The following is a 20151-nucleotide window of genomic DNA, read 5'->3' on the forward strand; positions in this document are numbered from 1 at the left end:
ATTTTACACTTTCTATTCTTTTGCCTCTTATTGTTGTCTAAGTTATATTAAAATTAAATAATTTTGAATTCCCCAATTTATTGGTGTTTTATAAATTCTGGACTAAAACCCGATTTTGATTTTTACATTCTTACACTCTGAATTTTCGAGCCATATTAGAGAGCTTTTCTGCCAATTTCGCTTGTTCCTGAACTGCTATTGCAACTTCCGTTACCGCATCGGTTGCCATTGAAATACTGCTTAGTACCGTTTCTGCACCCGCATTATTTTCTTCCGCTACAGCGGAAAGATTTTGAATCGAAGCACTTACTTCCGAAATCGAATCCGTAATCGCCCTTGAAGAATTTGCAATTTTATTTGACATATCTTGTACATATTCAGAATCTTTTTGATATTGTTCTCCAATTTCAACTAATTGTTTATAATCAGGTTTTACTTGATTATTAATAAACTCCATAACCTCTATCGAAAGGTTAGTCATATCTTCAAAAGCTCTCTTTACATCCATAATTACTCTTCTTATATCAGCTACAGAGGCATTTGATTGCTCTGCTAAATTGCGTACTTCATCGGCTACGACTGCGAAACCATGACCAGCCTCACCAGCACGAGCAGCCTCAATACTCGCATTTAAAGCTAACAAATTCGTTTGATTCGCAATTTCTCCTATTGTATCAGCTAACAAACCAATTTCAGATACGACTTTTGCCTGTTCAATCGCTTGTTGGATTCGGACTTGCTTTTCATCATAAATTTCATTTGCCTTTTTAGAAGAATCAATTGCCCTTACTTTTACTCCGTTGGCACGTTCCATAATTTCTTGTGCCTTTTGTTCAGTTTCTACTACTCTTACTGATAAATCAGAAACCGAATGGTCAATTTCTTCTGTCGAAGTGGAAATCTCTTCAGTAGAAGCTGTTAATTCCTCAATTCCTGCACTTGTTTGACTCGTAGTTTCTTTTACACTTTCCATATTTGCTGAAATCTCTTCCATTGTCGCTGATAATTCTTCTGTTGTAGAGGATATATCTTGTGTTCCTGTAACCAATTCCGAAACCAATTCATGAATATTTTCAACTGCTTTATTAAGAGATTGTGCCATTTGTCCAAGTTCATCTTTTCCATCATCGGAAACGGTATGCGTAACGTCTCCTTCTCCTAATTGTTCTGCTAATTCTTTTATCCTTCCAATACGTTTGATTAAATGTTGAGATAAAACGATTCCTAATGCAAGTGAACCAAGAAATCCAATCACCATAACAAAGAGCATTATGTTTTTAGAGGTATCGTATGTGTCTTTATTTTGTGTATTAATTTCCTGACTGATTTTATTAACTTCTTCAATTTCTTTGTTTAATCCATTTATAATACTATCTCTTTTTACATTATATTCTGATTCTTCTATTTTGTAGGCTTCCTCATAATCTCCTTGTTTAACTGCATCCACAACTGCATTTCGGGCTTGTCTATATTCTTGTATGCTCGATTTAAAGTCTTCAAATAATGCTTTATCTTCTCCTGTTATTCTCGTAGACTCATATTGTTTAATATATTCATCAGTTAATTTCGAAGTTTCACTAATGTTGTTGATAATTTCATTTATTTGATATTTATTTTTTTCATTTAATAATTCATGAATATTGGCTTTATTTTCCACGAAGGTATAACGAATTCCTGTCATGGCTTGAACCTCTGGTAAGATTTTATCTGAAATTTGTTTGGAGTTTTCATTAAACATATTCATGCTATAAACACCAACTCCACCGACAATTCCAACTACTAATGATGTAGCAATAAACCCTCCAATCAGTTTATGCGAGATTTTTAAATTTTGCAGACCTTTCAAACTAACTACCTCCTTTTGGGATTCTTACTTAAATAATAGTTTGTTTTTATCAAAAGACTTTTTTTAAATTTCAGACACAACTTACGTTTCCTACGAGAGAAGCCGACCTTCTACTTCGGGTTTAATTAGACAATTAACCCTGCCTTCTTGACTTTAAGAAATATTTCTCTGAAATCTATCTATTTATGAGTTATTCACAAACTATATAACCTTTTTACTAAGACTAAATACACACAAATCATCTATTCAAAATATAATTATAGACAAAATATAACATTATTCTACATATTCATGGGACATTTAAATACATACCCAATCATATTTTTCCATTTTTAGGTGTAGTTTCTAAAATAAAATATTATCCCACTGAACTATAAATCATCATATTTCTCTCTACTGATAAAATGACGTTAGTTTTTCTTCAATAATGGATTTAGAGCTTTCTAATAAATGAACAAATCCTTTAAGCGAAGTAAGAGAATTTCAGATTTCATGTGGCACACCATCGACAAATTATCCTACCACTGATAGTTTTTCTGATTTCCGTATCAAGTCTTCCTCTTTCTTCCTCTCGGAAATATCACGAGCTACCACCACAAGATGTTTTACTTCATTCTTTTCATCCAACACAGGAGTTCCAACTGCTTCTACATAAATCCATTCAGCATTAGCGTGTTTATAACGGAATTCCACAGAACAAGGTATTCTCGAGAAAACCATATTGATATATTGTTGTTTTATATAAGTAACATCGTCAAGATGAACCATTTTAAACGCTACATTCCCCTCATATCTATTGAGAGGAAAGCCTAATAACTTTTCGTGAGATGGCGAAGCATATTGAATCACTCCATTTGTATCAAATACTCCAATTAAATCTTGCATATTTTCCGCAATAGGGCGGTATTTTTCTTCGCTTTGACGAAGAGCTTCTTCTGCCTATTTTTTCGATGTAACATCCCGAAAAATGGATTGAGAAGCTAACTCTCCTTCATAGGTAATTTGCATCGCTGTTACTTCTATATAAATGATATCTCCGTCATGTCGAATCATTTTATGCTCCATAACTTCTAAATCGTTCGCTTTACCTTGTTGTAAACGTTATCTTGTACTCCCCTTCCGATAACTTGCTCAGGTATCAGATTCATACGATGCAGTAAATCTCCATCACATAAGGTATAAATAAACCTTCCATTACCCAGAATCTCCATACTTCTTAAACCAAAAAGTTCCTCAAACACACTATTCAGTGATATTATTTGACCACTCACACCTAAAAGGCAAATCCCAGATGTAGTATAATGTAGTATGATCAAACCCAATATACGAATCACATTACAAAAATCTAATCATATTACACTACCCTTTTTATAGTGCAAAAGAATCTTATCTAACATCATACTATTAACCTATATAATATAATATAAACTAATTCTAATTCAATTCCAAACAAAAAAGACCGACGGTTACCAGAAATTTTTTTCTGGTTTTCCTTTGACCTTGATCCTACCTTTTTTGTAGAGAACCGAGTTTTTTGGGTGAAGACATTTGTTCAAATTAAATTCTTTCTTTATTAATCAATTGCAAGAAGTAGGACTCAATTTTCCCTACTTCCTTTTATCTATTATAGTTACAATCTTAACTTCAATAAACATTAGGCAAAAAAATAGAACCACCCCGAAGCCTGGTAAGCGGGGCGATTCCTCACATAGATCTACTTATTGCCGTATCGAACTGTTACTGTTTAATCTATGGTGTCAATGTTCGAGACAACTTTCATTTTCAATATATCTGAAATTGATTATCTTTGCAAATAACTAATTGAAATTTTTTGAACACACAAATTAATCCTTAAACCTTTTCCCTTCACGCTCTACTATGTATCCACCCAAAAACTCGTTCCCTCAAACCTTACCAACTCTTACTCCCCCAACGCCTCAAGCCTTTTCCAATATTCCCCACCTAATAAAGTCGTTCCTGCATTTTCCCCACATCCATCTAATTTTCATTCAGATTTTACAACTATTTTGGATTAAAAAAGTCACTCCAGAATAGATGGAAGGGATGAGGTTTTAGAGGAAAAGAAAAGGAATAAAGGCTCGAAAACCCTTATTCCTTCTGGATTTTTTCAATATTAATCTTGCTCTTTAATTCCCTATTTCTTCCTTAACCCTTGTTTCTACTCTACCGACTTTTTTTGGTTAGGAGCGAGTTTATTGGGTGAAGACACCTTAACAAAAAGAGAAAAAGTTTAAGCATTTTTTTGTGTTTGCTACTAAGTAAAAATAAACTCCTACATTTTTACACTGCTCCACCCCGCATTCCTTCGTACGCTGTTAAAATTAAATCTTTCCTTTTCTCCCGCTTTTGCTCATTTTTTCATAAAAACATCACGTTTATTCGAGCTTTTTTCATGTTTTTTATTGAGTTGGGATAAACCTTTCCCACACACTTTTTTCACGATTGTTGATATGCGAGGAATAACAGTCGTTTTTCTTTCGCTTTTTTTGTACAAACTTTATTCCAACTGTTGATGAATTTTGTATAAAGTTTATTTTAACGATGTAGGATGACTATTTTTTAGTTACATAGTAACAAATAAGGATTAAAGTAAAGACAACGCCTAATTTTCTTTAATACTTTTTCTTTCCATGTATGCTTTTTTTCTAAAAGTGGAAACCCGAACCTTATATAATTTTTAATAGATTAGACTAAGTATTTCTTTTTTTCGACAAGAACCTCATCAATATAAAGTTCAACGGAATAATAGATAGCAAAATTTTTACAAAAAACTCTAACTGATTTATTTCCTATTTTCCCCTTTAAGTTTGAACCAATTAAAATTGGACAAACTGTTGCTTTTGCATGTTCAACTCCGTCTATTAGTAACCTCATTCCCCTTTTATGATGGTCTTCATATTTAATTATATGGTTTCCGTAAGTAAAGGTAACTCCACCAATCAAGGTACTCCCCCCATATACAAAAAATTGAGATTCCCTTTGGTAAGTTATCCAAAGGTTTTCATATTTTTATAGAGATATAATATAATGTTCCTTAACTTCTGAATAACAAACCCCTAAACATATTAGTCTTATTTTCATTTACTAAATTTATTTCTTAATTTATCTTTAACAAGTTCCTTACCTTTTTCTCCACATAACTCTTTTCCTATTTTCGCACCTTGTTGTTTACCAATTTCTTTCCCTACAATTTTCCCTGCCTTACCTACTACAAACTCCCCTAAAGAACCTGCCATAGCATTTCCCGATATGGCTCCTATTTTACCATATGTAATTCCGCCAACAATTCCTCCAATTTTCTGTCCAACTTGTTCTCCAACCTTTCCAATTGTTACATCAACAGTTTTATCAATCATGATATCTACAAGTTTATTATTTGCGGAATTTATTTCCATATCCTCCTGTGAATTTTTCAATTGAACAGACAAACCTTCACTTATAGTTTCATTTTTATAAGATTGTTTTTTAATCACAGATAACAATTTTGACTTCAATATATTTCCCCCCTAATTTTTTCCTCGCAACTTAGATTTAACATTTCTGTTATTAACGGTTTTCACTTCCTCCACCCCATATCTCTCTTCCACCTGTATGAGCAGTTTTTTCATGTACTTCTTCATTTACCAATTCTAATTTTCCAGGTTCTTCACTGTGATGCCACGTAAAACCATCAGGAGTTTGATTTGAATAAATCTGCTCAATCTGTGAGTTTGAAAAATTTGAAGCAGACTCTGGATTTTGATTTATATGTTCCGCTAATGCATGGTTTGCGTATGAAAAATGAGTAATATCACTTTCAAGATACATTGACTCTGGCATTGTAACGGTGTACTCCTCTTCAAAATCTGGGAACACCCCATGAATAACTTCACCTGATAGAAGGGTTATATTTCTTTCTTCAAAAGATCCAAGGCTTCTCTTGAAAAGACTCCTTGTTTATATGCATTAATAATCGCTTTAGTAACATTTAACTCATCAAAAGCTGGTTGTCTTGGAACCCTCATACCATTCTTTTTGTATCTCATTACAACCTGCTCGCATTTTTCTTCTCCACCTTCAATCTTTATGCACTTGTCAATACAAATTGAATACGTTTCAGACACTTTTACTTCAGATTCAACGATAGGTTTGTAAGTAATTTCTGACATAAAATCATCCCCTTAATTTTTAATCCATATTAATAGACGTATGAAACTATCATTTGTAGCCGAATAAACATAGAAATATCCGAGTTTCTATTCCTTTGTATCTTCTTTATTCTCTTCTTCCACTGTTATATTAAAGAACTCAGCTAACTTTAATCCATTTTTTTCAGCAATTTCTTTAAACTCATATTTGAAATTAGGGTTTTTTTCAATATGTCTATCCAGTAAATCATATAAACTTCCAAAGCTATAAGTATGAAATAATGCATTTAATTCTCTTACCACATCTAATTCAAGAGGACAGTTTTTTAAATAATAGATAATTTTTGTTGCATAGTTATTAGCATTTTGGTATCCAACATATGCTCTATTTAAGTCTCCACTTAAAAAGACAGCCTCCTTAATGACATCAAATAGACCATATGTTTTAAGGATTATTGTCTGTTCCTCATTTGGTAGTCTACCTGAATTAATTTTTCCAGCTAATCTCCTTACAAATTGAGGTATTTCTGAAGATGGAATTAAATTATTTCTTAATAATATTAAGCTAAGTTCCCAAAACGAGCTATTATACGTGCCTATCTTATTAAATAGTATCTCTGTCCAAAAGATTCTGATAAGCTCAGGCTTATGTGTACACAAGAGAAGCCTGTCTGGGAAAACTTCCATAAATTCCGCAAATACTTCGTAATCCGATGTGATGTATTCTATAAATGATTTATTTATATTGCTATTTGTTGAGTAAGCAATTTCTTTCCAAAACATATACTCTTGTCTATCTTCAGAAAAATGCAATGTAACATAATCATCATTTATCTCTTTTAATAGGTCAGGAATCTCATACTCTTTTACTACCAACGGAATTTCATTAATTAGATGGATAAAGTCTGTACCTGGCTCTGTATATTTTTTATCAAAGTGCTTTTCAATCTTATCTAATAATGCTTTTTTCCCTCCATTTACAACAAATTTTGAAAGATTTGACTGAAGGAATAGCCAGAATGTTTCTACATGACTGTATCCTATAATAGTATCTTTTGCATGTGCTGATTCATTTCTCTTTTTTCTCCAATATGGGATTTCTTCTATCAAGTCACTACTAATTAGATAAACTTTACTTTGTTTGTCTTTTTTCTCTTGAGTAGTTTTATAAACTGTATCTTCCCAAACCTTGTCATCTCTCAAGTCATTTCTTGTCTTTTTCCAATCCTCTTCATGTACTAAATCTGGCTTATCACTTCTAAGTAACCTATCCCTTAATGCTTTCATAAAGCCTAAGTATGACATTAAAAACGATGCTCGATATGCCCCAACTCTATAGCACTTTATTGCTTCTTCGAATAATAGCTCAGCATCCTCAGAAATATCTTGTGACTTAATCCATGATTCAAAATAAATTTGCATACATCTTCATCTCCTATTAGATTGGTTTATATATATCATTACTTCTACATTCTATATTTTTTTACATAGGTAACGATATTCGCTTTGTCCATCCTCCTTCAATCATCTGACCAAATTCTATTGACTATCATTGCTTTTAAATACTAATTGTTATTACAGGGGAAACAGTTCTATTATGTAAATTGTACTTGGCTCTCCTCCCGCATTTCCATTATATACTAATATTCTATAGCATTTTGATGTCATAGGGTTAGAAGTTATTAGCGAAAAATAAACGGATAGTCCGATTTTTTGGATATCCGTTTTAACTGTCTCTATTCGTTTAATATTGTCATTATTAGTCCCTTGATATGTTTATCTCTACTATTTTCGTTGTACCATTCACGATTGTATCTATAAATCCATGTATGTAATCCCTTGCCTATTTTTAACACACTTCGATTTGCATGAGGGTTTTCTTTACCGATGGGTTTCGTTATACGAATGTCCACGTACTAACTATGTTGTCTACACTTTTTTCGTTAAAACTCACTACCTTACCCTCTACTATGTCTTCCCGTTATTAAGTTCTTCCCTCACCCTCTCTCCCCCTCAATCCCTTCTCCCACCTGCCTTTTCCCCACTTCCCCCCCTTTTTCCTTACTCCAAATCTGATATTAAGTTCTTCCCTGTTTTACGCCTTTTCAGGCTCTTTTTCAGGTATTTGATCGAGCGTAAAATGTAAATAAGTTGGAACTGAATAGAGATAAGGTTTAAGAGGATAGGAATGGCTCTCAGGCGTTTTTATCAGGCTTTTCTTCGAACATTTTTATCAGGCTTTGTAGCAACAAACCCTTTGTACATCAGCTTTTTTCAGGCATAACAAAAAGAACCAGGAAAGCGTACCGATGGTACGTTCCTGATTCCTTTTCAAACTAATTCTATTGTCTGCTCCCGCATTTCTTCCTACTTGAAGTACCAACTTAATATCAGCAGATACCAACTTTGTTACAGAAGGAAGAACTTAAAAACGAGGAGACAATTATTTTGCAGCTTGGAATTTCGCTTCTACTACATCCCAGTTTACTACGTTCCAGAATGCACCGATGTAATCTGGACGACGGTTTTGGTAGTTTAAGTAGTATGCATGCTCCCAAACGTCTAAGCCTAAAATTGGCGTTTTACCTTCCATTACTGGAGAGTCTTGGTTTGGAGTAGACGTAACAGCAACTGAGTCACCATCAACGATTAACCAAGCCCAACCTGAACCGAAGCGAGTTGTAGCAGCTTTAGCAAATTCTTCTTTGAAAGCATCGAAAGAACCGAATTTAGCATCGATTGCTTTTGCTACTTCACCAACTGGCGTATTTGAACCGCCTGGTGCGATTACTTCCCAGAATAATGTATGGTTAGCATGTCCGCCACCATTGTTACGTACTGCCGTTTGCTTATCAGCTGGAAGTGCATCAAGGTTTGCGATTAATTCATTCACATCTTTATCTGCAAATTCTGTACCTTCTAGTGCAGCATTCACGTTTGTGATATACGTTTGGTGGTGTTTTGTGTGATGGATTTCCATTGTTTTTGCATCGATATGTGGTTCTAATGCGTCATAAGCGTAAGTTAATTGTGGTAATTCATAAGCCATTGTTAAGTTCCTCCCTAAAATAAGAAATAATTAGTACATTATTAGATTATCAAAATTGGTCAAACCATTCAACGAAAAAAGCTTCAATTTGTCGATTTCAGCCTTTTGACTGAAAAACCGATACGTTTACTATCCTACCCTGTTCCTTTTAACATTAAACCTTCTTTAAATCATAATGAAGAATAAAATAATCATTACAATTTGAATAACTGCCTTTGCAAGAGTAGATGTTAAAAATCCAATTAATGAGCCAACACCGCTTTTAACAGCCTCGCTAAATGTTCTTTTCTCCACAATGAGCTCTGCAATGACTGCCCCTAAAAATGGACCAACTAAAATACCTGCCACAGGAATAACGAATGGGCCAATTAATAAACCAATGGTACTGCCCCACATACCTGCATTAGAGCCACCAAATTTTTTAATGCCAACAGCATTTGCAATTGTATCAGCGCCAAATAGCAGCACGACAAATAATATTTCAATTACCCAGAACCACCAGCTTAGCTCTGCAAATGAGAAAAATAAGCCATATACTAAAAATCCACCAAGTAAAAACAGTACGCCTGGAATAATTGGATATACTAAACCAATAAATGAAATTACAAAACAGGCAATTACTAAAATCCAGCCAATCACTTCCATCAAGTTTCTCTCCTTTTATTGTGCATTGCCTTTTATACGGAAGCTACCAGCTAAAAGTTTCACTCTATTAATGACGAATACCTAAAATGGAGTCTGCAATATTTACAGCATGGTCACCAATACGCTCTAAATTACTAACAATATCCATATAAACCATCCCTGCTGCACCACTGCATTCATTAGTATTTAATCTAGCAATATGCTTTTGGCGCAATTTATCTTCCATATCATCGATTAAGCTTTCTAGCTCCGTCACCTCTTGCGCTAAGCTTAAGCTTGCCGTATCCAATGCCTCGATACTTTTTCGTACCGCCTCTATTGCTAAGCTAAACATTCCAATTAAATCTTGTCGCGCTGATTTGCTTAAGCTGACCTCATGATGTGCCTTGTATTGTAGCAGCTCTAAAATATTTTCAAAATGATCGCCAATTCGTTCAAAATCTCTGACATTCGTTAATAATGTATGATGCCTTACTGAGTCTGCACGAGAAAGCGGCTGCTTAGACACCATCACCAAGTAATTGGTAATTTCATTATCTAAATGATTTAGCCCAGCCTCTAATTGTACAACTGTTGGAATATGCTCAGCCTCGCCTGTTTTCATATAGAGGAATGTTTCTTCTAATCCTCGCAGGGCATGCTCACCCATGCGTAACACTTCTTCCTTTGCTTGGCCAAGTGCAATCGCTGGAGATGAGTCGATAAAAGAGGGGTCTAAATGCTTTGTTGTAACATTAATATGTCCATCAGAACCTGGCAACAATTTTGTGACTAAAGCAGCTAAGCCAGCGATAAAGGGAAGCTGAATCATCATATTAAATATATTGAAGGAGCCATGTGCTACAGCAATTTGCATACGGGGCCCTAGCTGAAATAATTCGCTTACCCATTGCACATAGTGCAGAAAGGGCGTAAAAAATATCATAAAAATCACTGTACCAATCACATTAAAGAGAACATGCACAGCTGCTGCTCGTTTGGCATAGATGGAAGCACCAAGCGATGCTAAAACAGCCGTCACGGTCGTGCCAATATTTTCACCAAATAAAATCGGTAATGCACTATCTAAATCAATTAATTGTTCAGCATATAAGCCTTGCAGCACACCAACTGTTGCGGTTGAGCTTTGTACAAGCAATGTTAATAATGTTCCTAAAAACACACCGATTATTGGCTGTTGACTTAGTTGAACGGTTAATTCCGCCACATCTGCTAATTTATGAAAGGACTGCATACTTACACTCATTAACTCTAATCCTAAAAATAATCCTCCAAAGCCAAACATAATTTGACCAATGTGCTGATACATAGATTTTTTAAAGAAGAATATACAGCCTGCACCGAGCGCTAGTAATGGATAAAAATAAATACCTACATTAATGCCAATAATAAAGGCTGTTATCGTTGTACCAATATTAGCACCCATAATCACACCAATTGCTTGACGTAATGTTAAAAAGCCTGCGCTTACCAAGCCAACTGTAATAACCGTTGTAGCAGAACTCGATTGGATACAAACCGTTACAAATATACCGACTAAAACGCCCATAATAGGGTTGGTTGTAAAGCGATTTAACCATTCACGTAAACGCTCATCTGCTGACTTTTGCAGTCCATCTCCCATTAATTTAATGGAAAATAAAAAAACGCCTAGCCCACCTAAAAACTGAAAAAGTATACTTTGCCAATCTATTGTCAATTGTTTTCGCTCCAATTCCTACATCTCTATTTGTAATCATTAAAGGATTACAAACAAAAAGTAAAGAAATCCCTTCATTTCTTTACATAATGTTAACATTTTAACATGAATCTATTTCTTTCATATCTTGTCCTCCTTGAACATGTTAAAATATCGTTTGGAGGAGATAGTATGAAACACTCACAGCTTTTTATCGATAGCCTTATTCACCCTAAAAAACTAGCAGCCTATCGTTTACTACCTATTGGAAAGGTTATTCAATATACCTTCCTACTCATTACCATTGTCGCAGTATTCTCTTTAGGTCGATTTGTTACAGGAATGTCTGTGGATACATTTGATATGGATAGCTTACATGGTTTAACTGACTATATAGAGAATATTAAATGGCTTTTATACCCCTTTACCTTCTTAATGCTTTTTATTGTGACGACGATGCTTATTTTTGGTCAAATTGCTATTTATGCATTAGCTGGTTTATTTATCTTAAAAATCACGAAACGTCGCGGAGAATATCGTCATCTATGGCGAACAACAACCTTTGCCATTACATGGGCAACTTTATTATCTATGCTGGCAGAATATCTACCAGCTTATAAAGTTATTATCTCTGTGATTTCTGTATTTGTAACAATTATTCTATTAATAATAGCTTTGACAAAATATCCAAAACAACCAACCGCAAAATAATAGGCATGAATCCCCTCTCTGCTCAATATAGTGTAGAAAAGGAGGGGATTTTTTGCGAGCACTTATTCTAACAGCCATTATTATTATTATCGCCTTTGTTGTAAAAGTAGATTTAACAGAAGGGTCCATACCGCTGACAAACCTACAAACTAAAAATACAGAGGATACACGCCCTTGTGAAAAACAACGTGAGCCCAATTATATTACTGTACAAACAATTGAAGGAGATACCATCCATAGCTTATTTGCCCTACACCCTGCAAAAGTGCCCATGACCTTTCCTGAACGCTTACAGCTTTTTTATCAATTAAACCCTCATTTACAATTACAGGAAATCAGTTCGGGTGAAAATATTAAGCTTCCACTCTCGTTTGAATTGGCTAATCATTGCGGAAAATGAAAAGTTAGCGTTTCTTCCTTGTCCTTATTTTCTTACACTGCTAAAATAAATGACAGTGACGGCTGAAAATAGTGGCCCGAAAAGGAGAGAAAGTTAATGAGTGAAATTTGTCACCGTTCAAATACACGTCCCGTACGTGTCGGTAACTTAACAATTGGTGGTAGTAATGAATTATTCATTCAAAGTATGTGTACAACAAAGACACATGATGTAGAAGCAACGGTTGCAGAAATTCTGCGCCTTGAGGAAGCGGGCTGTCAAATTGTTCGTGTTGCAGTGCCAGATGAGCGTGCAGCGAATGCAATTGCCGATATTAAAAAGCGTATTCATATTCCATTAGTAGCTGATATTCATTTTGACTATAAATTAGCATTAAAGGCCATTGAAAATGGTATTGATAAAGTGCGTATTAACCCGGGGAATATTGGTCGTAAAGAAAAAGTAGAGGCTGTTGTCAATGCAGCAAAAACAAAAGGTATCCCAATTCGTATTGGTGTAAATGCTGGTTCATTGGAGCGTCATATTTTAGAGAAATATGGCTATCCTACAGCCGATGGTATGGTAGAATCTGCCCTCCATCATATTAAAATTTTAGAAGACTTGGACTTCCATGATATTATTGTGTCGATGAAGGCATCTGATGTAAACCTTGCGATTGAAGCCTATGAAAAAGCAGCTAAAGCCTTTAATTATCCGCTGCATTTAGGCATTACAGAATCAGGTACACTTTTTGCTGGTACAGTAAAATCAGCAGCAGGACTTGGAGCGATTCTATCAAAAGGTATTGGGAATACATTGCGTATCTCCCTTTCGGCTGACCCTGTAGAGGAAGTAAAAGTAGCGCGCGAGCTACTCAAATCTTTTGGCCTAGCTTCTAATATGGCAACACTCATTTCCTGCCCAACATGCGGGCGTATTGAAATTGACTTAATTTCGATTGCGAATGAAGTGGAAGAATATATTTCAACGTTAAATGTGCCATTAAAGGTAGCCGTGCTTGGCTGTGCCGTAAACGGTCCTGGTGAAGCACGTGAAGCAGATATTGGAATTGCTGGCGCGCGTGGCGAGGGTCTGCTATTTATGAAGGGGAAAACCGTTCGTAAAGTACCTGAAGAAACAATGGTAGAGGAATTGAAAAAAGAAATTGACAAATTAGCGGCTGAAATGGCAGAAAAGCGAGCAGCTGAAGAGGCACAACAAGCAAATGCCTAAGGAGGTGCTACGTATGCAAAAGCCCCGCTTTGGGATTGATATTGATGGAACAGTTACATGTCCAAGCACACTCATTCCACATATTAATAAAGAGTATAATGTCAATATTACACTCGATGATGTTTGTGAGTATGATTTTTTATCTGCCTTCCCACATCCTGTTGATCGAGGTGCATTTAATACATGGTTTAAGGAAAATGAGCCTTATATGTATAAAGTGTCAGAGGTAGCAAAGGATGCCAAAAATATTTTAACAGCTTGGAAAAATGATTTTGAGCTTTACTATATTTCGGCACGAGGCGAAAATGTAGCAGATATTACAGTAGATTGGTTTCAAACACAAGCAATTCCCTACGACCATATCGAGCTGCTTGGTAGCCATGATAAGCTAGCAGCCGCTAAAAAATATGCGGTGGAAGCCTTCTTTGAGGATAAGCACGATAATGCCGTTATGCTAGCAGAAGAGCTAAAAATACCTGTTGTCTTATTTGATACACCTTATAATCGTCTAGCCGTACCTGATAATGTGGTGCGTGTCTATAACTGGCAGGAAGCCAATCAATTTATTACAAATTACTTCAAATAACAGAGCTGTGCAAAAAGATTTTCACTTTTTTGCACAGCTCTTTATTATTTTTCATATTGAAATTTAGCAAGTGCTAAATGCAAGGTATCAGCCATAGATGCCAATTGCTGTGCCTTGCTATTAATTGCATGAACCGCTAAATTTTGCTGTTCCATCGTTGCTAGTAGCTCCTCAGTGCCTGCTGAGGATTGCTCACTCACTGCTGTCATATTCTCTACTGCTCGCACAGCCTCCTGTGTTTCCTGCTGAATCATAGTAGCAGCGACAGTAACATGATTAATTTGTGCAACCGTATCAACAATATGCTGTAAAATCGTATCAAGCGCCTGTTTATTGGCAGCAATATACTCGGTATTTGTTTGCATCGCCGTGACCACCTGCTGCATAGCATCGCTTGCCGTTACTGCTTCTTTTACAACCATATCAATAATCACTGCGATTTGACTTGTAGCTTGCGCAGATTCCTCCGCAAGCTTACGCACCTCCTCTGCCACAATTGAGAAGCCTTTGCCATGCTCACCAGCACGAGCCGCCTCAATTGCTGCATTCAATGCCAATAAATCTGTTTGGCTTGCAATCGCATCAATAACCTGTAAAATACGATTAATTTCTGTGGACTGGTCACTTAGCCGCTGAACAACATTAGCCGTTGCTGTCACTTGCGCTGACATTGTCCCCATCCCTTCAATAGATTGCTCTGCATGAAGCAATCCTTGCTTGGAAGACTCGGTTGTTTGCTGAGAATGCTGCTGCATTTCTTCAATTGCCATCTGAATGGTTTGTAATTTTTGCTCGACTTCCTGTGTAACCCCCAATGTTGTTGTTGCTTGCTCAGCCTGTAACGTTACACCTGTTGCAAGTTCGCTCGTTGTTGTTACGACTTGGTCAATACTTATGCCCATCTCATTCGTAGAGGATTGTAGCTCATCGCTATAGAGCTGCACCTGGTCGGAAATATCAGCAGCCGCTTGGATAAGCTCACGCATATTATCTGTCATCTGGTTCATGGCTTGTGCAAGCTCACCAATTTCATCCTTTGAGTGCACTTGCAATGGCTCAACTGCTAAATTGCCAGCAGCGATTATTTTTACTTGCTCCGCCGTCTGAATGATAGGCTTTACAATACGTCTAGCAATCCAAATAATAGCTACAACTAAAATAATAATACCGATAACAGCTAATAAAATGGATAGCCACATCGTTTCATTTGCCCCTGCTTTAACCTCATCCGCTGGAATTGTAACCTGCAATGCCCATGGGGTCGTTGTTTGACCAATTTGGATAGGAGCAACTGCAACAAAGGAGGCTTTTTGCAAATAAGTAGCATAATCCTCTACTATATAGGAGCTGCCTTGTTCAATAGCACTTAAAATTTTATCTGTTTTTCCATATTTTTCCATGCTAGTGACTGGTTGATTGATATAATCAGCGGATGGATGTGCGACAAATGTCCCTTGATAGGACACAACCGCACTATAGCCTGTATCGTATAAGGTAATTTCATTGTTCAAAGCTATCAAAGTTTCTAAGCTAATATCAACCCCAACAACACCAACAACCTGCCCCTCTATTTCAATCGGAATAGCTGTTGAAGTCATCAGCACCTCATGGCCATCAATCGGATAAGCAAGCGGTTCTAAAATAATCTCCTGCTTAAGCGTTTTAGGTAGTAGATAATAATCACTTGTTTCATAATCTTCAAGCGCTGCAACCGTTATATTATTATTACTCCGTGCCCAATAAGGAAGGAAGCGTCCTGTTGCATCATGCCCCTCTTGATTGATAAAGAGGTGATCTTGTTCATCAAAGGCATTTGGCTCCCAAATCGTCCATACCCCAAGAAAGGTGTTATTTTGTGCTAATAATTGCTGAAGCATATCGTTTACTAAATCACGATCCCCCTTATTGTTTGCCACCATTGTTTGGAGAGTTGTCGCTAATGTTCTGGTTGTATCCATTGCATAATTAAGCTCCATCTGCATTTTATAGGCACTTTCAGAGGCACGCGATTGAGCAAGCTGCTGTGCATCATAGACTGCTAATGTATTCGTCTTTACAATATTGACACTTAAAATAATCACGAAAACAATCATTATTGTTGATAATATTGTTAGTAAGATTTTGTATAATAACTTCATAATTCAATCAGCTCCTTACCTATCTATCATATTATTATAACAAAAAACAGAATTTTCAGTTTTTTATAAATATAAGCTTTTGATAAAGCCGTATATCATGCTACTTTCGCAAGTAAGATGATATACGGCAGCTATTTTCTATTCGTAATGAAATTTTGCTAATGTTTGTTGTAAAGAATTAGTCATAGCTGTTAAATTTTTCGCCATGCTTTGTACCTCATGAACAGCGTTATTTTGCTGCTCCATCGTTGCTAACAACTCCTCTGTTCCTGCTGAGGATTGCTCACTAACTGCTGTCATATTTTCAACTGCTCGTACAACTTCTACAGTTTCCTGTTGAATTAAATGAGAGGCATTTGTTACCTCATCAATTTGTGCAACAGTATCCACGATATGCTGTAAAATCGCATCAAGCGCCTGCTTATTGGCATCAATATACTGGGTATTTGTCTGTACAGCAGCCACAACATGTTGCATAGCATCACTTGCCTTCACAGCCTCTTTTACGACTGTATCAATAATCGCTGCAATTTGACTTGTTGATTTCGCAGATTCTTCAGCAAGCTTGCGTACTTCCTCTGCGACAACTGAAAAGCCCTTGCCATGTTCACCTGCACGAGCCGCTTCAATCGCTGCATTTAGTGCTAGTAAGTCTGTTTGGCCTGCAATTGCATCAATCACTTGTAAAATCCGATTAATTTCAGTCGACTGATTGCTAAGCTGCTGAACGACATTTGCTGTTAATGTAACTTGCTCTGACATCATCTCCATACCCTGGATGGACTGCTCTGCATGGGCTAACCCTTGCTTGGATGCCTGTGTTGTTTGCTGAGAACGATGCGTCATTTCCTTAATCGCTGCTTGAATCGCTTGTAGCTTTTGTTCAACCTCTTGTGTAACGCTCAATGTAGAAGCTGCTTGCTCTGCCTGTACGGAGGCTCCTGTTGCAAGCTCACCTGTTGTTGTCAGCACTTGCTCAATATTCACGCTCATATGATTTGTCGAGGACATTAGCTGATCACTATATGTATTAGCTTGATGAGAGATTTGTGCGGCTTCTTGAATCAATGTACGTGTATGACTTGTCATTGTATTAACAGCCTGTGCTAATTGACCAAGCTCGTCCTTTCTATCCTCCGCTAATGGCTCCACAGCTAAATTGCCAGCTGCAATCTCTTGCACCTGTGCCACTGTTAATGTAATAGGTTTAACAATACGACGAATAAGCCATGTTAAAACAATGGAAAGATAAATTATACCAGCAATGCCTATCATAATCATTGTCCATGTTAGCTTTGTTGTTTGTGCTAATACTTCCCCAGTTGGTACTGTCGCAAGTAATGACCAAGGTGTTGCCGTTTCTCCAATATGAATGGGTGCGGTAACAATATAACTATCCTCTTGTAAATAATTTGAAAAATCCTCCACAATAGTAGCATTGCCTTGTTGAATAGCAGTCTGTATCTCTCCCATATTCGTATAAGGCTCATGCTCAGCTAGTGGCATTGTTAGATAATTATTATTTGGATGTGTCACAAACATCCCCTCATTCGAAATAATGGAGCCAAAACCACTATCAAATAATTTTACTTGTTGGCTTAATTCAGCTAATGTTTCTAAGCTCATATCGACAGCAACAATGCCTTGAAAATCATGATCAATCATAACTGGCACAATGATAGATGTTAATAAAACATCCTTGCCAGCAACAGGATAGACAAACGGTTCTAAAATCATTTCCTGCCCTTTTTGTTTAGGCAGCGTATAAAAGTCAGCTGTATCATAATCTATAATAGGGGAATGAACGATCATGCTACCATCACGTGTCCAAAATGGTAAATAACGTCCTGTTGCATCATGTCGCTCTGTATTTGCGTAATGTTCGTCTTGTCCATCAAAGGCATTTGGCTCCCATACAGCCCATACACCCATAAACTGCTCATTGCTCGCTAAAATACGCTGAAACATTGCATCTGTTAAAGCACGATCAGCCTTGTTCTCCTCTACCATTGTTGTTAAGTTGGCAGCTAGCGTGCGCGCCGTATCCATCGCATAATCAAGTTGAATTTGAAGCTGATAAGCATGGTCAGACGTTTCAGCCTGCACCATTTTTTGCGCTGCCCCAACCGTTAAATTTTTCGTTTGATAAACATTTACGGTCGTTATCACTGCTAATACAACAAGCATTGTGCCAATAACAGTTGTGAGAATTCTTGCCAATAAATTCATATGTATAGCTCCCCCTTTTAGATACAAAGTAATAATCCAGCAGTGAATTAAATTAATTATACCACCAGTTATTATGATAATAGTATCTAATATAGAGGGATTTATGTCTTTTTTTTAGATAAATAATACCGATATAAAAGTTCTATATTATTTACTGAACCTCAAGTAATCCTCTTAACCAGCGCTCTACAAAATTTTCAAAGGTAATTCCATAATTTTCATAAACACTATGATAAACAAAATATGTTCCTAATCGCTCAAGAATTTCATCATTAATTTTCATCACAAACCGCACCCTTTCTCCTTGTACTTTACTAAATTTTCAGTCTTTAATACGTCCCAAATACCGAACAATCGAGTGGAGGTCGCATCGTTGCAAAACCGTCACAATCTGCCGCCTTCATGCCCTTTCTTCGTATTTTTCTTTTCGATAAGATAGTAGTAACAACTTGCCAAACTGGAGGGACTACTTGTGAAATGGATGATAAAGATAGCTTGTATGACATGCATCTGCACACTATTGTCAGGCTGTGGTGAGCGATTGTCTGAAATTAAAGATGCAGCTTCAGGCATCAACACAGCAGCAAACTCCGCAGCAAATGCTGTTAGTCGAGATGTTCATGCAATACGCGCTATGGACATTAACTATCAAGACACAGCTTTTACAGTTAATGATCTATTTAAAACTATTTTACGTGATATCCGCTGGGATTATGACCTTGAAAAAAATGAGCTATCTGTGAGAGGCACTTGGCAACCCCCGCTATTTTCAGATCAGGCATGGGATCAGCAGATGATAAAAAAACTTGCTGAGGAAGGAATCGTCCATGTGCGATGCAAAATTGCAGATGATACGCTCGATAGCGCACATACAATCATTACATTAAGCTATAATCATGAAATTATTTTCGAAAAAAGTGGCGAAGAAGCCCTTCATCATCTCTACGATACTTTTTTACATTTTTAAATCCTTGCGCGATTCTGTCAGCAATAATGGCAGAATCGCAATTTTTTTAGGTCGAAGTCTTACAATTCTGAAAGATTTATAGTGATTATTTGAATAAATAAAAACCATCACGTTATAATAAAAGTATCACGTGATGGTTTGGAGGTGTTTGTATTGGGACAGAGAAATTAAAAATTGGTGAGCTTGCAGAAAAAACGGGCATTACAAAACGAACAATCGATTATTATACAAATATTGGATTGTTGGATGCAGAGCGTTCTGTCACAAACTATCGCTATTATGATCCAACGATGATTGAACGATTACACTTTATTGAACAACGTAAACAACAAGGGCTTTCACTTGTCGAAATTCAACATGAATTAAATATCACACCATATGAAGAAATCGATGTCCAAATGCTTCGTTTAAAAATGCAAGACCTAGAGCATGATGTAGCTTCTCTGCTATATATACGGTGAAAGAAAATTAGAGTTTCAAGCACAGCCTATTCACCGTATTTTCAGGTGTTTGATTAATCATTTGGATAAAGCCTTGGACAG

At 36.4% G+C, this 20151-nt stretch carries 18 protein-coding genes and 2 pseudogenes; 6 read left to right on the forward strand and 14 right to left on the reverse strand.

The window, feature by feature from the left end:
• Positions 1 to 130: 130 nt before the first annotated feature.
• The 11 genes and pseudogenes from ACIQVU_RS17780 to ACIQVU_RS17830 all read right to left on the reverse strand — a co-directional run bounded on the left by ACIQVU_RS17780 (position 131) and on the right by ACIQVU_RS17830 (position 11387).
• Positions 131 to 1846, reverse strand: a complete 1716-nt coding sequence (locus ACIQVU_RS17780; protein ID WP_402896551.1) for a methyl-accepting chemotaxis protein — start codon at positions 1844 to 1846, stop codon at positions 131 to 133.
• Between the two features lie 513 nt (positions 1847 to 2359).
• Positions 2360 to 2758 (reverse strand): annotated as a pseudogene (locus tag ACIQVU_RS17785) (PAS domain S-box protein); the annotation flags it as partial.
• Between the two features lie 27 nt (positions 2759 to 2785).
• Positions 2786 to 2914 (reverse strand): annotated as a pseudogene (locus ACIQVU_RS17790) (PAS domain S-box protein); the annotation flags it as partial.
• A gap of 1638 nt (positions 2915 to 4552) precedes the next feature.
• On the reverse strand, positions 4553 to 4810 hold the full coding sequence (locus ACIQVU_RS17795; RefSeq protein ID WP_402896553.1) for a hypothetical protein: 258 nt from the start codon (positions 4808 to 4810) through the stop codon (positions 4553 to 4555).
• 134 nt (positions 4811 to 4944) lie between these two features.
• Complete coding sequence (locus tag ACIQVU_RS17800) at positions 4945 to 5361, reverse strand: hypothetical protein (RefSeq protein WP_402896555.1); 417 nt, start codon at positions 5359 to 5361, stop codon at positions 4945 to 4947.
• A gap of 52 nt (positions 5362 to 5413) precedes the next feature.
• Positions 5414 to 5722, reverse strand: coding sequence for an HNH endonuclease (locus ACIQVU_RS17805; protein WP_402896557.1), 309 nt, complete (start codon positions 5720 to 5722; stop codon positions 5414 to 5416).
• 29 nt (positions 5723 to 5751) lie between these two features.
• Entirely contained in the window at positions 5752 to 6015 is a 264-nt protein-coding gene (locus ACIQVU_RS17810; protein ID WP_402896559.1) for a hypothetical protein, read from the reverse strand.
• A gap of 87 nt (positions 6016 to 6102) precedes the next feature.
• A complete protein-coding gene (locus ACIQVU_RS17815; RefSeq protein WP_402896561.1) occupies positions 6103 to 7416 on the reverse strand; it encodes a hypothetical protein in 1314 nt (437 codons plus the stop codon).
• A gap of 1021 nt (positions 7417 to 8437) precedes the next feature.
• Entirely contained in the window at positions 8438 to 9043 is a 606-nt protein-coding gene (locus ACIQVU_RS17820) for a superoxide dismutase (protein ID WP_340806460.1), read from the reverse strand.
• A 165-nt stretch (positions 9044 to 9208) separates the two neighbouring features.
• The gene (locus tag ACIQVU_RS17825) at positions 9209 to 9688 is read right to left on the reverse strand and encodes a DUF456 domain-containing protein (protein ID WP_340808587.1); all 480 of its coding nucleotides are present in this window, start codon (positions 9686 to 9688) and stop codon (positions 9209 to 9211) included.
• A gap of 67 nt (positions 9689 to 9755) precedes the next feature.
• A complete protein-coding gene (locus tag ACIQVU_RS17830) occupies positions 9756 to 11387 on the reverse strand; it encodes a Na/Pi cotransporter family protein (RefSeq protein WP_340806461.1) in 1632 nt (543 codons plus the stop codon).
• 171 nt (positions 11388 to 11558) lie between these two features.
• On the opposite strand from ACIQVU_RS17830, the gene ACIQVU_RS17835 reads away from it, so the two are divergent.
• The 4 genes from ACIQVU_RS17835 to ACIQVU_RS17850 all read left to right on the forward strand — a co-directional run bounded on the left by ACIQVU_RS17835 (position 11559) and on the right by ACIQVU_RS17850 (position 14275).
• Entirely contained in the window at positions 11559 to 12077 is a 519-nt protein-coding gene (locus ACIQVU_RS17835) for a DUF1189 family protein (protein ID WP_340806462.1), read from the forward strand.
• 52 nt (positions 12078 to 12129) lie between these two features.
• Positions 12130 to 12477: a hypothetical protein gene (locus ACIQVU_RS17840; RefSeq protein ID WP_340806464.1), complete on the forward strand. Its 348-nt coding sequence runs from the start codon at positions 12130 to 12132 to the stop codon at positions 12475 to 12477.
• 96 nt (positions 12478 to 12573) lie between these two features.
• Positions 12574 to 13689 (forward strand): flavodoxin-dependent (E)-4-hydroxy-3-methylbut-2-enyl-diphosphate synthase, encoded by a 1116-nt coding sequence (gene ispG / locus ACIQVU_RS17845; protein WP_402896564.1) that lies wholly within the window; start codon positions 12574 to 12576, stop codon positions 13687 to 13689.
• Between the two features lie 13 nt (positions 13690 to 13702).
• Positions 13703 to 14275 (forward strand): 5' nucleotidase, NT5C type, encoded by a 573-nt coding sequence (locus ACIQVU_RS17850; protein ID WP_340806468.1) that lies wholly within the window; start codon positions 13703 to 13705, stop codon positions 14273 to 14275.
• Positions 14276 to 14319: 44 nt separating this feature from the next.
• Here ACIQVU_RS17850 and ACIQVU_RS17855 read toward each other — a convergent pair whose 3' ends face one another.
• The 3 genes from ACIQVU_RS17855 to ACIQVU_RS17865 form a co-directional block, all read right to left on the reverse strand.
• Entirely contained in the window at positions 14320 to 16413 is a 2094-nt protein-coding gene (locus tag ACIQVU_RS17855) for a methyl-accepting chemotaxis protein (RefSeq protein WP_402896567.1), read from the reverse strand.
• Between the two features lie 138 nt (positions 16414 to 16551).
• Positions 16552 to 18642 carry a methyl-accepting chemotaxis protein gene (locus ACIQVU_RS17860; protein WP_402896569.1) on the reverse strand — a complete coding sequence of 697 codons (2091 nt, stop codon included), beginning with the start codon at positions 18640 to 18642 and terminating at the stop codon, positions 16552 to 16554.
• A gap of 151 nt (positions 18643 to 18793) precedes the next feature.
• Positions 18794 to 18925 carry a hypothetical protein gene (locus tag ACIQVU_RS17865; protein ID WP_340806473.1) on the reverse strand — a complete coding sequence of 44 codons (132 nt, stop codon included), beginning with the start codon at positions 18923 to 18925 and terminating at the stop codon, positions 18794 to 18796.
• Between the two features lie 198 nt (positions 18926 to 19123).
• Here ACIQVU_RS17865 and ACIQVU_RS17870 point away from each other — a divergent pair, with 198 nt between their 5' ends.
• Both ACIQVU_RS17870 and ACIQVU_RS17875 read left to right on the forward strand, forming a co-directional pair.
• On the forward strand, positions 19124 to 19609 hold the full coding sequence (locus tag ACIQVU_RS17870; protein WP_402896572.1) for a hypothetical protein: 486 nt from the start codon (positions 19124 to 19126) through the stop codon (positions 19607 to 19609).
• Between the two features lie 173 nt (positions 19610 to 19782).
• Positions 19783 to 20070, forward strand: a complete 288-nt coding sequence (locus ACIQVU_RS17875; RefSeq protein ID WP_402896574.1) for a MerR family transcriptional regulator — start codon at positions 19783 to 19785, stop codon at positions 20068 to 20070.
• The last annotated feature ends 81 nt before the right edge of the window (positions 20071 to 20151 follow it).

The organism is Lysinibacillus sp. NPDC098008, from assembly GCF_044760715.1.
Lineage (GTDB): Bacteria > Bacillota > Bacilli > Bacillales_A > Planococcaceae > Lysinibacillus.

What these genes read in the sequence shown, in the direction of transcription:
- ACIQVU_RS17810 (WP_402896559.1), bottom strand. Translation starts at nt 6,015, where the DNA reads ATGTCAGAAATTACTTACAAACCTATCGTTGAATCTGAAGTAAAAGTG.
- ACIQVU_RS17815 (WP_402896561.1), bottom strand. Translation starts at nt 7,416, where the DNA reads ATGCAAATTTATTTTGAATCATGGATTAAGTCACAAGATATTTCTGAG.
- ACIQVU_RS17820 (WP_340806460.1), bottom strand. Translation starts at nt 9,043, where the DNA reads ATGGCTTATGAATTACCACAATTAACTTACGCTTATGACGCATTAGAA.
- ACIQVU_RS17825 (WP_340808587.1), bottom strand. Translation starts at nt 9,688, where the DNA reads ATGGAAGTGATTGGCTGGATTTTAGTAATTGCCTGTTTTGTAATTTCA.
- ACIQVU_RS17835 (WP_340806462.1), top strand. Translation starts at nt 11,559, where the DNA reads ATGAAACACTCACAGCTTTTTATCGATAGCCTTATTCACCCTAAAAAA.
- ispG (WP_402896564.1), top strand. Translation starts at nt 12,574, where the DNA reads ATGAGTGAAATTTGTCACCGTTCAAATACACGTCCCGTACGTGTCGGT.
- ACIQVU_RS17850 (WP_340806468.1), top strand. Translation starts at nt 13,703, where the DNA reads ATGCAAAAGCCCCGCTTTGGGATTGATATTGATGGAACAGTTACATGT.
- ACIQVU_RS17855 (WP_402896567.1), bottom strand. Translation starts at nt 16,413, where the DNA reads ATGAAGTTATTATACAAAATCTTACTAACAATATTATCAACAATAATG.
- ACIQVU_RS17860 (WP_402896569.1), bottom strand. Translation starts at nt 18,642, where the DNA reads ATGAATTTATTGGCAAGAATTCTCACAACTGTTATTGGCACAATGCTT.
- ACIQVU_RS17865 (WP_340806473.1), bottom strand. Translation starts at nt 18,925, where the DNA reads ATGAAAATTAATGATGAAATTCTTGAGCGATTAGGAACATATTTTGTT.
- ACIQVU_RS17870 (WP_402896572.1), top strand. Translation starts at nt 19,124, where the DNA reads ATGATAAAGATAGCTTGTATGACATGCATCTGCACACTATTGTCAGGC.